The 14,757-nt window shown below is 37.9% G+C and carries 12 protein-coding genes and 1 tRNA gene; 4 read left to right on the top strand and 9 right to left on the bottom strand.

Translation table 11 applies throughout. The annotated features are described in order from the left end of the window. Positions 1-57: 57 nt before the first annotated feature. A complete protein-coding gene (thrH, locus tag AC1M9N_RS09260; RefSeq protein WP_035269809.1) occupies positions 58-675 on the top strand; it encodes a bifunctional phosphoserine phosphatase/homoserine phosphotransferase ThrH in 618 nt (205 codons plus the stop codon). A 52-nt stretch (positions 676-727) separates the two neighbouring features. Here thrH and AC1M9N_RS09265 read toward each other — a convergent pair whose 3' ends face one another. From AC1M9N_RS09265 to AC1M9N_RS09285, 5 genes are all read right to left on the bottom strand, one after another. Next, positions 728-1,915 (bottom strand): OmpP1/FadL family transporter, encoded by a 1,188-nt coding sequence (locus AC1M9N_RS09265; protein ID WP_481954632.1) that lies wholly within the window; start codon positions 1,913-1,915, stop codon positions 728-730. 294 nt (positions 1,916-2,209) lie between these two features. Then, positions 2,210-3,574 (bottom strand): OmpP1/FadL family transporter, encoded by a 1,365-nt coding sequence (locus AC1M9N_RS09270; RefSeq protein WP_092767002.1) that lies wholly within the window; start codon positions 3,572-3,574, stop codon positions 2,210-2,212. A gap of 335 nt (positions 3,575-3,909) precedes the next feature. Continuing rightward, entirely contained in the window at positions 3,910-5,160 is a 1,251-nt protein-coding gene (locus tag AC1M9N_RS09275) for an OmpP1/FadL family transporter (protein WP_481954633.1), read from the bottom strand. Between the two features lie 219 nt (positions 5,161-5,379). After that, positions 5,380-5,455: transfer RNA gene (locus AC1M9N_RS09280), tRNA-Arg, on the bottom strand. A 70-nt stretch (positions 5,456-5,525) separates the two neighbouring features. Continuing rightward, entirely contained in the window at positions 5,526-6,875 is a 1,350-nt protein-coding gene (locus tag AC1M9N_RS09285; protein ID WP_481954634.1) for an amino acid permease, read from the bottom strand. A 322-nt stretch (positions 6,876-7,197) separates the two neighbouring features. On the opposite strand from AC1M9N_RS09285, the gene prpF reads away from it, so the two are divergent. From prpF to AC1M9N_RS09300, 3 genes are all read left to right on the top strand, one after another. Continuing rightward, the gene (prpF, locus tag AC1M9N_RS09290; RefSeq protein WP_481954635.1) at positions 7,198-8,385 is read left to right on the top strand and encodes a 2-methylaconitate cis-trans isomerase PrpF; all 1,188 of its coding nucleotides are present in this window, start codon (positions 7,198-7,200) and stop codon (positions 8,383-8,385) included. A 234-nt stretch (positions 8,386-8,619) separates the two neighbouring features. Then, complete coding sequence (locus AC1M9N_RS09295; RefSeq protein ID WP_481593594.1) at positions 8,620-9,582, top strand: GGDEF domain-containing protein; 963 nt, start codon at positions 8,620-8,622, stop codon at positions 9,580-9,582. A 136-nt stretch (positions 9,583-9,718) separates the two neighbouring features. Beyond that, the gene (locus tag AC1M9N_RS09300) at positions 9,719-10,630 is read left to right on the top strand and encodes a polyprenyl synthetase family protein (RefSeq protein ID WP_092767007.1); all 912 of its coding nucleotides are present in this window, start codon (positions 9,719-9,721) and stop codon (positions 10,628-10,630) included. Between the two features lie 34 nt (positions 10,631-10,664). Here the strand turns inward: AC1M9N_RS09300 and putP are convergent, their stop codons facing one another. The 4 genes from putP to AC1M9N_RS09320 all read right to left on the bottom strand — a co-directional run bounded on the left by putP (position 10,665) and on the right by AC1M9N_RS09320 (position 14,692). Beyond that, on the bottom strand, positions 10,665-12,155 hold the full coding sequence (putP, locus tag AC1M9N_RS09305) for a sodium/proline symporter PutP (protein ID WP_481954636.1): 1,491 nt from the start codon (positions 12,153-12,155) through the stop codon (positions 10,665-10,667). A 168-nt stretch (positions 12,156-12,323) separates the two neighbouring features. Continuing rightward, the gene (locus AC1M9N_RS09310; RefSeq protein ID WP_035268029.1) at positions 12,324-13,178 is read right to left on the bottom strand and encodes an SPFH domain-containing protein; all 855 of its coding nucleotides are present in this window, start codon (positions 13,176-13,178) and stop codon (positions 12,324-12,326) included. A 24-nt stretch (positions 13,179-13,202) separates the two neighbouring features. Beyond that, the gene (locus tag AC1M9N_RS09315; protein ID WP_092767009.1) at positions 13,203-13,676 is read right to left on the bottom strand and encodes an NfeD family protein; all 474 of its coding nucleotides are present in this window, start codon (positions 13,674-13,676) and stop codon (positions 13,203-13,205) included. A gap of 86 nt (positions 13,677-13,762) precedes the next feature. Beyond that, positions 13,763-14,692, bottom strand: a complete 930-nt coding sequence (locus tag AC1M9N_RS09320) for a patatin-like phospholipase family protein (RefSeq protein ID WP_051586590.1) — start codon at positions 14,690-14,692, stop codon at positions 13,763-13,765. Positions 14,693-14,757 lie beyond the last annotated feature (65 nt).

Consider the following 14,757-nt stretch of genomic DNA (forward strand, 5'->3'; position numbering starts at 1 on the left):
TATTCAACAATCTTCGGCTATGATATTGCAAATTTTATTAATGCTGAGGGCAGTATCATGGAAATCGTTTGTCTAGATCTTGAAGGCGTTTTGGTTCCTGAAATTTGGATTAATTTTGCAAAAAAAACAGGAATTAAAGAGCTTGAAGCAACAACTCGAGATATTCCAGACTACGATGTGCTCATGACTCAGCGTTTAAATATTCTTAAACAACATGGTTTAGGTTTAAATGACATTCAAGCTGTTATTGCAGATATGGGACCGTTTGAAGGCGCTAAGGAGTTTGTCGAGTGGGTACGTACTCATTTCCAACTCATCATTTTATCTGACACATTCTATGAATTTGCTCATCCATTGATGAAGCAGTTAGGTTGGCCTACGATTTTCTGTCACAAATTAGAAACTGACGAAAATGGTATGATTACAAATTATAAACTACGTCAACCTGATCAAAAACGTAAAGCAGTGCAAGCTTTACACGGTTTAAATTTCCGTGTAATTGCTGCAGGCGACTCGTATAACGATACTACGATGCTCGGTGAAGCAGATCAAGGTTTCTTATTTGATGCGCCGGATAATGTAATTGCAGAATTCCCACAATTTCCTGCGATTAATGGTTATGCTGCATTGAAAGAAGCGATCCGCAACGCTTCTGTACGTGATATTCCAGCCTAAGTTATTACTTTGAAAAAAAGGACGCTTTAGCGTCCTTTTTTTATAACAATTGTTAGAATCGATACCCGATTTTCATGCCATAACCTAATGCATAATTGTTGCTGAATTCTCCAACATTTATGCCACCCGTTTGTGCAGTTGCATCGCCTAACCAGAAATATTTAACACCAGCTTGAATAAAGCTTTGCTGTGATGGGTTGAATTGACCACCTAAGCCTACACTCCAATAACCTTCAGTTGGACCTAAAGTGGTTACAGGGTTTCCAGCTCCAGAGTCATAGCCTACAGTTGTGGTTGCTGCCCATTGATCATTAAATTTATGTGCAACACCTAAGGTTGCAGAGTACTGATCATCGGAATACGAAATGAGATCCTGTCCAACTAATCCAAGTAATTTAGGTGTAACCGTAAATTGATCCCAATGAACCCAACGCAGGTTAGCAAACGCCAAAGTGTTTGTTGCAATTCCAGACTGTAAATCAATATTTACAGATTGTGGAGTAACTGCTTCAGTTACTGCAGCGATCTTATCTAATCTATTAAACTCAGGCTTTTTTAATGCATCGGCGTAAAGTGGAAGGAGCGAGGTTTCATTTGACTGAGCTTTGTGTTTAATCTCAGACCGATAAGTGATAGATGCTTTTAATGCAATTTTTGGAATTTGGTATGCAGTACCTGCAATCCAGCCGTAGGCTTCTTTTTGGTCTACATGGATGTTATAGCCATTTAAGACTTGGTATGCACTACCTTTTAAATTGATATCAGCTTCAACTGTTTGCCATACTGGACCAGCATAAAAATTCCAATTTTCAGTGGGTTGATAGCCAATGAGTGCTGTTAAATTTTGTGTCTTAACTTCAACTGATGTACCACTTAAACTATTGCCAAATGATTGATTTTTAGCATCGTATAATGCATCTGCACCAAAAGGCTGATCGTAAATTAATCCTAAAGAAACTTGGTCAGTAATCTGTAGTTTAAGAGCAGTGTTTACAAAATAATAATCACTGCCCATATTGGTAATTTTTTCGCCTGTTAAATCCTGACCAGTGATTTTATTAATCACTGTGGAAGAACCTTTAACGGTGGGATCTAAAACAGAAATGCCAGCTTCTGCATAATTACCTGATTGGAGAAATGCTGAAATCGACTGACCTGAACGATCTAATCCTGCGGCGTAAATTGAAGTTAATGGGAGCGTAGACAATAAGATTGAGTATGAAAGTACTTTAAATTTCATGATGTTCATCCATGAATGCCATATGGCGAAAAAATTGCATGAAAAATAACATAAATAAAAAAAGTGTAAATACTCAGAAGTGGTTGAAATATAATCAAATTTATATTACTTCATGATCAAATTATGAGGCTAAATAATTATGTCCATGTTTTTAAAAAGTATTATTGAGCAAAAAAGGAATTGTAGTTTGTGTCGTTTTTTTATTTTAAATGATGATATAACAAACAATTACTTTATACTTGTATAAAAATAAAAAAGACCACAATCATGTGGTCTTTTTTTATTGATGAATGATTAGAATTTATAGCCGATTTTAAGACCATAAGCTAAAGCGTCATTGTCTTCAAACTTTCCTGCTGCGCTATGTGCACCTGTCTGAGCATCAGCATCACCTAACCAGAAGTATTTAACACCACCTGCAATAAACGTAGCTGGAGTAGGGCTATATTGAAGACCTAAACCTACGTTCCAATAACCTTCTGTTGGTCCAAGTGTCGTTACAGGATTGCCTGCACCTGAGTCCCATCCAACTGAAACATTACCAGCCCATTGCTCGTTAAATTTACGACCTACACCTGTTGTTACAGACCATTGATCTTTAGAATAATCAACTAGGTTAAATCCATTAGGTTTGCCCAAAGATGGTAATAGTCCACCAGCAAGCTCTGATAATTGACCAAATTTATGAGGGCGTATAGAGAAACTTGACCAGTCTACCCAACGGATATTAGCGAAAGCAACCGTGTTAGCCATAATGCCAGATTGTAAATCTAAATTTACAGATTGTGGTGTAGTGATTTTAGTTTCACCAGATGAATTAAGACCTGCCAAAGCTGAACCTGGTAATGCTCCAGAAGCCACTAGTAAAGAACCTAGAGGCGCAATGAGAGGAATACTTTCATTAACATTGACTTTATGATCAATTTCGGAACGATAAGTAATCGATGCTTTAAGCGCAATCTCAGGAATTTGATATGCTGCGCCAGCTAACCATCCAAAGGCATTGTCTTCAGGAATATCAGCATCATAACCATTAAATAAGCTATATGCTGAACCACGAAGTTTTACGTTACCTTTAACTGTTTGATAGACTGCACCACCATAAAAGTTAAAATTTTCTGTAGGTTGGTAGCCTAAAATCAGTGATAAGTTTTGAGTATCAACTTCGACAGATGTGTTTCCAGTTATTTGAGTTCCTAAACCGATTGCAACTGGTAATCCAGTAGACGGATCTGTGATTACAGGTATACCGTTAAAGCTTCCTGTTGGATTAGCAGTCACTACTGGTAATCCATTTGTCAAAGCAGTTCCAGGTAATACACCATCGGCTGGGCTAGCGACAAAATTATTTGTTCCTGTGTATTCAGCATCTGCACCAAAAGGTTGATCATATAAAAGACCCACTGAAATATTATCAGTCGCTTGTATTTTTAAAGCTGCGGTAGGGAAGTAGTAATCACCAGCCATATCTCCAGTATGATTACCCGATAAATCTTTACCAGAGACAGATGGATCTAAAATTGAGATACCTGCTTCAAAGTAATTTCCTGGTTGAAGGAATGATGAAATAGATTGTCCAGAACGATCTAATGCAGCAGCAAAAGTGCCTGATGATGCTAAACCGAATAATACAGCAGCTGATAATTTTGTTAATTTCACTTGAATTTTCCCTGATCTTCTTCAATGAATTATTTTGTATTTTCCAATTGAATTGAGGATTAGTTATCTTAAACTGATCCTAAATCTTATGTTCACAAAATAACACATTAAGAATCAGAGTAAATACTCTAAGGAAATAAATTTATAATTGAATTTTAATTCTGATAAAAATAATAGGAATTTTATTTTTATATAAATTATTGAATTTATGAATTATTTAATTTTGAATGACAGTATCTTATCGTTAATTTATAAATGAACTATACAGTCAGTCAACGGCATTCATGATTAAATAAAAAAGAGCACTTAAGTGCTCTTCAAAAAATGAATAGAGTTTAGAAACGATAACCCATTTTTAGGCCATATGCCCAAGCATTGTTATCTTCAAACTTACCCACTTCACGACCAACAGATCGGCCATCAGCATCTCCTAACCAAAAATATTTTACACCGCCACCGATAAAGGTTGCAGGAGTAGGGCTAAACTGAGCACTCAAACCTAGATTCCAGTAGCCTTCTGTTGGTCCAAGTGCGGTTACTGGATTCCCAGCTCCAGAATCCCAACCTGCGGATAATGCACCGCCCCATTTTTCATTAATCTTACGACCAACGCCAACCGTTGCAGACCATTGATCTTTATCATATTCAATAATATTTTGTCCTTGACCAGTAACAGCTTGTGTTAACAATCTAAATTTATCAATATCAATTTTTAGACCTCCCCATTCAACCCATCGAACATTTGCAAAAGCAACGGTGTTTGCCATGATGCCTGTTTGAAAGTCTAAATTAACTGATTGTGGAGTGCTGATTTTAGTATTCTGAGAAGGTGTATTTAATGCCCCACTCGAATCTAAATTTTTAAGATTAGTTAGTACTTGAGCTACTTGAGGTCCAACTATGCTCTCAACAATAAAACTAGGATAACCAAAATAACTTGAATAAGCGTTTATCAAACCATTGGCATCTTCCGTAGTTTCCAAACTATGGTCAATTTCAGATCTATATGTTAAGGATGCTTTTAACGCTATTTCAGGGATTTGATATGCAACACCAGCTAACCAACCATAACCTTCATCTCTTTTAAAATGAGCCTGATAATTCGCTAAACTAGATAAAGTTAAATTACCTCTCACATCCTGATATACACCACCGCCATAAATATTCAAATTTTCATTAGGTTGAAACCCAACAATAGCTGATATGTTATTTGAATTTACTTTAACCTCTGTTGAAGAGAGAGGAAGTGTACTATCTGGCAGTAATCCTGGAAGTAATCCATCTGTGTAATAGGCTGATGCTCCAAAGGGTTGATCATAGAGTAAGCCGAAAGAGAATTTTTCATTTAATTGCAGTTTTAATGCAGCACTTGGGAAGTAATAATCCTCAGCCATATCACTGATATTTCCAAGTTGGTTTTTACCAGATACATCAGGGTCAATAATGGAGATACCAGCTTCAAAATAGTTATTCGGTTGTAAAAATGCTCCTATCGATTGACCTGAGCGATCCATAGCGGCTGCATAAGCCCCAGAAATCGGTAATAAAGCAAATAATACAGATGCACTGATGGTTTTTAATTTCATGTTATCTATCCTTAGATAATGTGAATTTTTAATTTAATAGAATTTTTTTAGTTATTTCCTTAAGAGCTGATAAATAAACGATTTATGCTAAAATGTTTATTTTTTACTCTACAAACAACATATCATAAAGGTAATGAGATGCAACAAAAATTTGACTGAAATGACATTATTTTTTTTATTTTGGGTCAATTTGTTGATAAGTGTATTAATCTTAGAAAATGGTGCGCCCTGCGGGACTCGAACCCACGCCGGTCACTTAGGAGGCAACTGCTCTATCCAGTTAAGCTAAGGACGCATACTAATCTGATCAAATAAATTTCTGAAAAAAAGTTATTGCTTAGCAATAACTTTTTTAATGCGTCTTACTATTTTCGGTAAAGTAATTTAAATAATACCAACATCAGGATAATCCAGATCGGAATCATGATCACAGCACCGCTTAAGCCCTGAGTCCACATGATGTAAAGCACGACAATAATAAACCCAAGAACCAAATAGTTACTGGCTGGTGACCATAGAGCAGGAAATTTTGAAGTGGTATTTGACAGTTTCATCGCTTGTTTAAATTTCAAGTGAGTCAACGCAATCATCGCCCAGTTAAGTACTAGAGCACCAACAACAATATAAATTAAATTACTTAAAGCATCTTCAGGTGCAAAATAGTTTAATAAAACACATCCGAAAATTAACACTGCTGACAACAATACCGCAGGAACAGGTACACCTTGTTTATTGGTTTTTTCAAAAATTTTAGGGGCATTCCCTTGTTTTGCTAAACCAAAAAGCATACGGCTATTCGCGTACATTCCACTGTTATATACCGATAGCGCAGCAGTCAAAATAATAAAGTTGAGCAGGTGAGCAGCCCAATCAATACCCAGTTGACTGAAGATCATTACGAATGGACTTTTATCTAGACCACCAAGTTGTAGTTGATTCCATGGAACTAAAGAAAGAAGAATTGTAAGCGACCCAACATAGAAAATCAGAATACGGAAAACAACTTGATTAATTGCTTTAGGAATCGTTTTCTCTGGATTTTCAGCCTCAGCTGCCGCCATACCAATCAGTTCAATGCCACCAAAGGCGAACATCAGGAATGCCAACATGAAGAATAAACCTTCGAATCCATGAGGGAAGAAACCACCGTGAGTCCAAAGATTACTGAATGATGCAGTAGAGTCAGATCCTGCTGTAAACAACAAGAATAGACCGAAGACAATCATCGACACGACAGCTGCTACTTTAATAATAGACAGCCAAAACTCTGATTCTCCATAAAATTTAACATTACAGAGGTTAACTAAGGTAATGATAATAAAGAAGAAAAGAACTGATGACCAAGCAGGAATGTGAGGCCACCAATAGTTAATATATTTTGCAACAGCTGTTAATTCGGTCATCGCGACCAAAATATAAAGAATCCAATAGTTCCAACCTGCTAGGAATCCAGGAAACTTACCCCAATATTTATTTGCAAAATGACTAAATGATCCAGCAACAGGTTCATGAACAATCATTTCGCCTAATTGGCGCATAATTAAAAAAGCGATTAAACCACCAATTGCATAACCCAAAATAATAGATGGGCCGGCAGATTGGATCACGTGTGCGGAACCTAAAAATAAGCCTGTACCAATTGCACCACCCATAGCGATTAATTGGATATGACGATTCTTTAAGCCACGCTGAAGTTGTGAAGACTTGTTATTCAAAGTATTCAGCCCGACGATTGAAATAAGTTACAAGATTGTAATAGATCAAATTGCATTAGCCTAGTACGTCAGCGTTCATGAATGTGTTTTATGATTTTAATAAAATAAAATTATTATAGAAAATTGATTTAATTATTTTTTAATCAATCATTTAATTTTATTAGAATTTATTTTTGTGAGAGTGAATTAAATTTAATCTATCGTAATTGATGGAAATTCATACCATAGTGTTAAGTGCTCATGTTCACATAAAAAATCATTTATACTGTGTTGAACTAAAAATCACGATTGATAACAAATATTAAAAGAGAAGGAATGAGCTATGAGTTCAACACCACAAATTAAAATTCCAGCCACTTATATGCGTGGAGGAACGAGTAAAGGTGTTTTCTTTAACTTAAATGATTTACCTAAAGAAGCTCAAGTTCCAGGTAAAGCAAGAGATCAGATCTTATTACGTGTGATAGGAAGCCCTGATCCTTATGGCAAACAAATCGATGGAATGGGTGGTGCTTCATCTAGTACCAGTAAGACAGTCATTCTCTCTAAAAGCGCTCAATCTGATCATGATGTAGATTATCTTTTTGGACAGGTTGCGATTGATCGACCATTTGTCGATTGGAGTGGCAACTGTGGCAATCTTACGGCAGCAGTAGGCTCATTTGCGATTTCAAATGGTCTCGTGAGTGCAGAAAAGATTCCAGAGAATGGGATTTGTACGGTAAAGATTTGGCAGGTCAATATCCAGAAATCGATTATCGCGCATGTCCCAATTACAAATGGTCATGTTCAGGAAACAGGTGATTTCGAGCTTGATGGGGTAACATTTCCAGCTGCAGAGGTGCAAATAGAATTTTTAGATCCCGCAGATGATGGAGAGGATGGGGCTGCAATGTTTCCCACAGGAAATGTGGTTGATGAGCTGGAAGTCCCAGATATTGGTCGCTTTCAGGTGACGCTGATTAATGCGGGTATTCCAACTATTTTTATGTGTGCTTCAGACTTAGGGTATGAAGGAACTGAACTTCAGGATCATATCAATAATGATGTCGAGGCCTTGGCCAAGTTTGAAAAAATTCGTGCTTATGGTGCTGTAAAGATGGGTATTATTCAGCATATTGATGAAGCAGTTCAACGTCAGCATACACCTAAAATTGCATTTGTATCTGCGCCTAAAAATTACATCTCATCTAGCGGAAAAGCAGTACAAGCTGATGAGATCGACTTGACGGTTCGTGCTTTATCAATGGGTAAACTACACCATGCCATGATGGGAACCGCAGCTGTAGCGATTGGAACCGCCGCTGCAATTCCTGGAACATTAGTCAATTTAGCCTCAGGTGGTGGTGAAAAAAAATCAGTCAGATTTGGGCATCCTTCTGGAACACTCAGAGTAGGCGCTGAAGCGGAGAAAATTAATGACCAATGGACGGTAAAAAAGGCCATTATGAGTCGCAGTGCTCGAGTACTCATGGAAGGATGGGTGCGAATTCCTGGCGATACGTTTTAAGATGAAAAAACCACTTTCGAGTGGTTTTTTTACGCGCTTAAAATATGTGATAAGTATACTAAATTAGTCTGGAAGCATTACTAACAGTACGATTCACTCATAAATAAATAAGACTATGACAATTTTGACATGTTATATTAAGGAAATAAGTCAACGTGATTATATTCACCGAATTCATAAAATTAAGTTGCTGAATAGCCTTCGCTCCACGAATAATTAAAATGAGAAAGACCAATGAAGAAGGATAATAATTTTGAGCAGGATACGCCCAAGATTGATCAAGAGTTTCTAAACCAAATTCATGCTACAAATAAATTAGATTTGGTATCTGTGATTGCCAAAATCCCTGTGCCTGTGGCGCTAGTTCAGCATGATGGTGTATTTATTAGTGCAAATCAATTATTTGCTGATATCTATGAGAGTGATGCACTCTATTTACTCGGAAAGAAATTAGGTTTCGTATCAACGACGGTTTACCAATTATTTCAAGATGCGCTGCAATTGTTTCGACATGATTCACGCTTATACAAAATTGAAAATGAATTCTATTCAAAAGGGCATTTTTTTCAAATTTATTTTAGTGCTTTAAGAGATAAATCAACCTCTTTGGATTGCGTGTTGATCGTATGTGCAGATATAACAAAATTGAAAAGACGTGAACGTGTCTTGATCCAAAATAATAAAAGGTTGTTTGAAGAGCTATATTTGGATCCTGTGACTGGGATGAACAATAAGCTGGCATTTGAACAGTTTTTAAAAGATCGCTTCCTTATTCAAGATCGGAAAAATTATTCTTTTATCAAGTTTGAAGTCGAAAATTTTAAAAAGTTTAATCAGCTCAATAGTTATACCATTGGCGATGAAATTTTGAGTCGTATTGGATCTCTGATTAAAGAGGAGTTGAATCAAGATTTAGCAGAAGTCTATCGTTTGAATTCTGCAAGTTTTATCTTGGTGATTCAAGAATCGACTCCTTGGAAAATTCTCACCATTGCTGAACGCCTAAAACAAACATTGGTCCGTGAAAAAATTTATTTCGATCCTCAAGAGGATGAGGTACTCACGTGTGCGATTGGGATTTTTCATCCTAATTGCCAGAAAATGTACTCAGAAAAGCAAATATTAGAAACCTTAGATCGGGCTGTTGACATTGCACATGTATTGGGTCGAAACTCGATTCATGTGTTAGATGAATAGTCACTCTTCATTTAAACCTATCACTAAATAAAACAAATCAGCATTGTGTATTGTAGCAATCACAATTGGTTGTAGAATAAAGACAATTTTATATATACCGACATGAAACGGTATAACTTGAGGTTCAAAGACGGCAGTGACAGTACATATCTCTGTGAATAGTGAAGTATTACAACGTGCTCAACAGCAAATCCAACAGGATCTGAAAATTGCCCTAGATGCTTTTTTCATTCCAGAGCCTTTGAAAAGTGCTGTAAATCATGCAGTCATGTTAGGTGGAAAACGGGTTCGTCCAGCTTTAGCGTATGCAACAGCAGAATTAAGTGAAGATCATAAAAATTTTGCTGCTGTGCGACGTGCAGCAGTTGCAGTCGAGTTAATTCATTGCTATTCACTTGCTCATGACGACTTACCATGTATGGATAATGATTTGTTGCGTCGTGGTCAACCAACTTGCCATGTTGCATATGGTGAAGATACAGCACTACTTGCGGGAGATATCTTGCAGTCGATGGCATTTGAGGTTTTAGGAAGTCGCCTTTTTGATACACAAGTCACTGTAGATCCTTCTATTGTGTTGAAGCAAATGCAGATATTGGCGACATCATCTTCTAAGATGGTTTGTGGTCAAGTCCTAGATTTGCAAGCGGAAGGCAAGAAAATTGATCAGGAAGCATTGGAAAATATTCATCGTAATAAAACTGGTGCACTGATTCAGGCGGCAATCATGATGTCAGCAGTGACAGTGATGGACGGTGTAGATGCAGGCATTCCAAAATTGCGTGAATTTGGTCAAGCATTAGGTTTAGCATTTCAAGTTCAAGATGATATTTTAGATATAGTTTCAGATACTGAAACGCTTGGAAAGACCGCTGGAAAAGATGAACTTGTCGAAAAATCGACATATCCAGCTTTATTGGGTTTAGATGCTGCAAAAGAATATGCAAATAAGCTTCATCAGCAAGCGATTAGTGCTTTAGATTATTTTGGTGATTCAGCATCTGAACTTAAACAGATTTCAGCTTTTTTACTTGCTCGAAAGAGTTAAAAAAAAGAGGACTGAATGTCCTCTTTTTTATTTGTTATTTTGTCGCTTTATATAATCGGTCTGCTTCGTCAAATCGGTCAGTAACATCTGAGGTCGGTCGCTTACCTAATAAACTCACAACAATGATTGCGATGAGGGAGCAAATAAAGCCAGGAATGATTTCATAGATTCCAGTATCAGCCCAAATATTTTTCCATACAATAACGGTCACTGCACCAATGATCATCCCCGCCAAAGCGCCATTTAATGTCATGCGTTTCCAGAATAAAGACAGAATAATGAGCGGGCCAAATGCTGCCCCAAAGCCTGCCCAAGCGTAGGCAACTAGACCAAGTACTTTAGATTCAGGGTTTGACGCTAAAACAATCGCAAGTAAAGCTATCAGTAGCACCATCAAGCGACCCACCCAAACCAGTTCTTTTTGAGAAGCAGTTTTACGGATGAAAGATTTATAAAAATCTTCGGTTAAAGTGCTTGAACATACAAGAAGTTGACAACTCAATGTACTCATTACCGCAGCCAAAATTGCAGCTAATACAATGCCTGCGATCCATGGGTTAAATAGAACTTTCGTTAACTCCATAAATACAGTTTCAGGGTTAGCATTCACAATATTAGCGAACTGTGGATTTTGCTGAAAATAAGCAATACCGACATATCCAGCAGCCACTGCACCACCAAGGCACAGAATCATCCAAGTCATACCAATACGACGAGCATTAGGAATCGATTTAACTGAATCAGCAGCCATAAAACGTACGAGAATATGAGGTTGTCCGAAATAGCCTAAACCCCAAGCCAGTAATGAAATAATTGCGACGGTACTTAAGTTACCCATTAAACTGCTTGCTTCTGGTCGCGCTGCTTCAAGTGCTAGATTCACTTGAGATAAATCGGAAAAAGTCAGTAAAGCCACGATGGGGGTAAGCAATAAGGCAAAAATCATTAATCCCGCTTGGATGGTGTCTGTCCAAGAAACAGCTAAGAACCCACCAATAAAAACGTAACTGATCGTTGCAATTGCACTAATCCAAAGGGCAGTGCTGTAAGAAAGATCAAACATACTTTCAAATAATCGAGCGCCTGCCACCATGCCTGAAGCACAATAAATGGCAAAGAAGATTAAAATGACAAATGCAGAAACGATTCGTAGAATTTTTTTCTGATCATTAAAACGATTGGAAAAGTAATCTGGGAGTGTAAGGGCATTGTGTTGAACTTCAGTATGAACTCTGAGACGTCCTGCTACTAACAGCCAGTTGAGCCATGCACCAATAATTAAACCAATTGCAATCCACATTTCTGATAGACCAGAAAGATAAATAGCACCTGGCAAACCCATAAGTAACCAGCCACTCATGTCAGAAGCACCAGCTGAAAGGGCTGTTACAAAACTTCCCAAACGTCGTCCACCCAAAATATAATCTGAAAAGTTCGTGGTCGCTCGATACGCGATTAAACCAATCACGACCATGGCGACAATATAGAACAAGAAAGTGATTAAGGTGGGATCAAAGGTGCTCATACAATTTCCATGATGCAGTTAGACGATAGATTGTTTTCATGCAATCTTTCAGGATGCGAAATTTAACCATAAATTTAAAATAAATGCTGAAGAATTGAATCTTGAGTCATATCAATAACAAAGGCAGCCGAAGCTGCCTTTTTAAATTTTGAAGAGTGTTTGAGCGATTTAAGGATTATTACGACCCATTACCCCACGAATCGTATTCATGATGTCAGCAGGCAATACCACAGTTTTAGCATTATTAGATTTAGCCATATCCTGCATTGCTTTTACATATTGTTCACCAAGTAGATAAGCGACAGGGATCTCTTTGTCGCCTACAGCATTGGTAACCATATTAATGGCTTTTTCTGAAGCTTCAGCGAGTACAACTTGAGCCTCAGCATCACGACGTGATGCTTCAAGACGACCTTCAGCTTCAAGAATCGCAGCTTGTTTTTCACCATCAGCACGTGTCACTGTCGCACGACGCTGACGTTCAGCTGCGGCTTGGGCTTCCATTGCGGATTGCATTGTACCTGATGGTTGAATATCTTGGATTTCAACCGTTTTAAGCGTAATTCCCCAATCTGAAATATCATCAGAAATTGCTGCTTTTAGCTTCGCTTTAATGTGATCACGTGAAGATAAAGCATCATCCAAGTCCATTTCACCTACGATTGAACGTAAAGAAGTTTGGACAAGGTTTTGGATTGCCCAAGTATAGTTTTCGATACCGTAGACTGCTTTTTCTGGTGTAGTAATGTTGATATAGGCAACAGCGTTCATTAAAAGAACTGCGTTATCTCTTGTAATCACTTCCTGAGATGGAATATCGAGAACGATATCTTTTGTCGTGACTTTATATGCGACTTCATCAACATAAGGAATCACAAAGTTTAGACCTGGACTTAAGGTTGTATGGTATTTACCCAGACGTTGTACGATCCATTTATAGCCTTGAGGAACAATACGAACCCCTTTAAAAATAGTGATCCCGACGAATGCCAAAAATGCGATGGCAATAATTGAACCAGACATTTCTACTCCTTTAAGAATTATTGTTTATAACGGTGAGTTGAGGTTATTGTGCGCTTGAACGACCAGCTCATTACCTAAAATATCTGTAACTCTGACACGATCACCGACCTGAACAGGGTTCAGTGTTCTGCAATTCCATTCGTCAGAGCCGAGAACTGGAAGCTGAAACCGAACTTTGACTAATTCAGGTTCATGACCAATTTGAATCACCATCCCAACTTGTCCGATTGTCGCTTCACGTGAGAGCCCCGCTTTAGTCTTATCAACGGAAAGTGGTTTAATAAATTTAAACCAAATCACCGTACATGAAATCGATAGGACAACCCATAAAATAATTTGAGCTGGAAGCCCCATAGAAGGAAATAGCCACACCAGTATGCTAATAATGACTGCAGCTATACCAAACCACAGTGCAGCAAAGGCCGGTAAAATGAGCTCAGACAGGATGAGCAAAATACCTAATACAAACCAATGCCAAGGTTCAATCAATAAGTCCATACATCTACTCTAATCGTTATCTTGTTATAGACGAAAACATCTATATCAAGATAACAGACTAGGGTAGAGAAGCCTATAAAAAATGCTTAAAAGCGAGCTGTTGGTGCAGGTTTGAAAGCAGCAGGAGATTTTTTGAAATTGGCAATTGCGGTATCTATTGATTTAATTTTCAGTTGCGCTGCTTTCTCACCTTCAAGTATTGCCTCATTGCTGGCTTTCAAATCCAAAGTTCCTAAATGGCCAACTTTTGGCTGAATCACGACTGTAGCTGCATTGAGTTCAGTATTGATACTTTGTTGACCCATAATATTAATCGTTTGATCCAACAGTCCCCACATGCTCATCGGCTTATTGCCTGCAGGGCGTGCAGAAATATCAACTGCTATCACAATATCTGCACCCATATTTTTGGCAGTTTGAACTGGAATTGGACTCACGAGTCCACCATCAACATATTTGGTTTTGCCAATCGTTGTTGGAACAAAGACGTTAGGGATACTACATGACGCTCTTACGGCTTGACCTGTATTACCTTTGACGAAATCAGCGCGTTTACCATTATCTAAACGTGTGGCAACTGCAGCAAATCGAATCGGGAATTGTTCAATCGGTTTGTTCCCAACCTGTCGATTGACATAATCTTGGAGCTTTTGACCGAGGACCACACCCTGTCGATTTAAAGTTAAATCACGAATATCGGACTCTTTCAGCTGAAGTGCAATTTGCTGTAGTTGATAGGGAGATTTGCCTGAAGCATAAATACTACCGACAAAACTTCCAGCACTTGTACCCGTAACAATTTTGGGTTTTATACCATGAGATTCTAAAACCTTTAATACACCAATATGCGCAAAACCTTTTGCACCACCACCGCCTAGAGCAATGGCGATCACTGGCTCGCGTGCTTGAATTTGAGTGGATTGTGTAGGATTTTTTACAGTAGAGTTACAGCCTGATAGCGCCAATAAACTCAGGCCAATGAAGCTGATTTTGGGAAGATTGAGGAGCAATGACATAGACATTAATCTGCTAAAAAGTGTCAAAATTTTAGGCATATCTCAACAGATTGCTGTCTATTTTT

The organism is Acinetobacter sp. ANC_7655 (genome assembly GCF_056784015.1).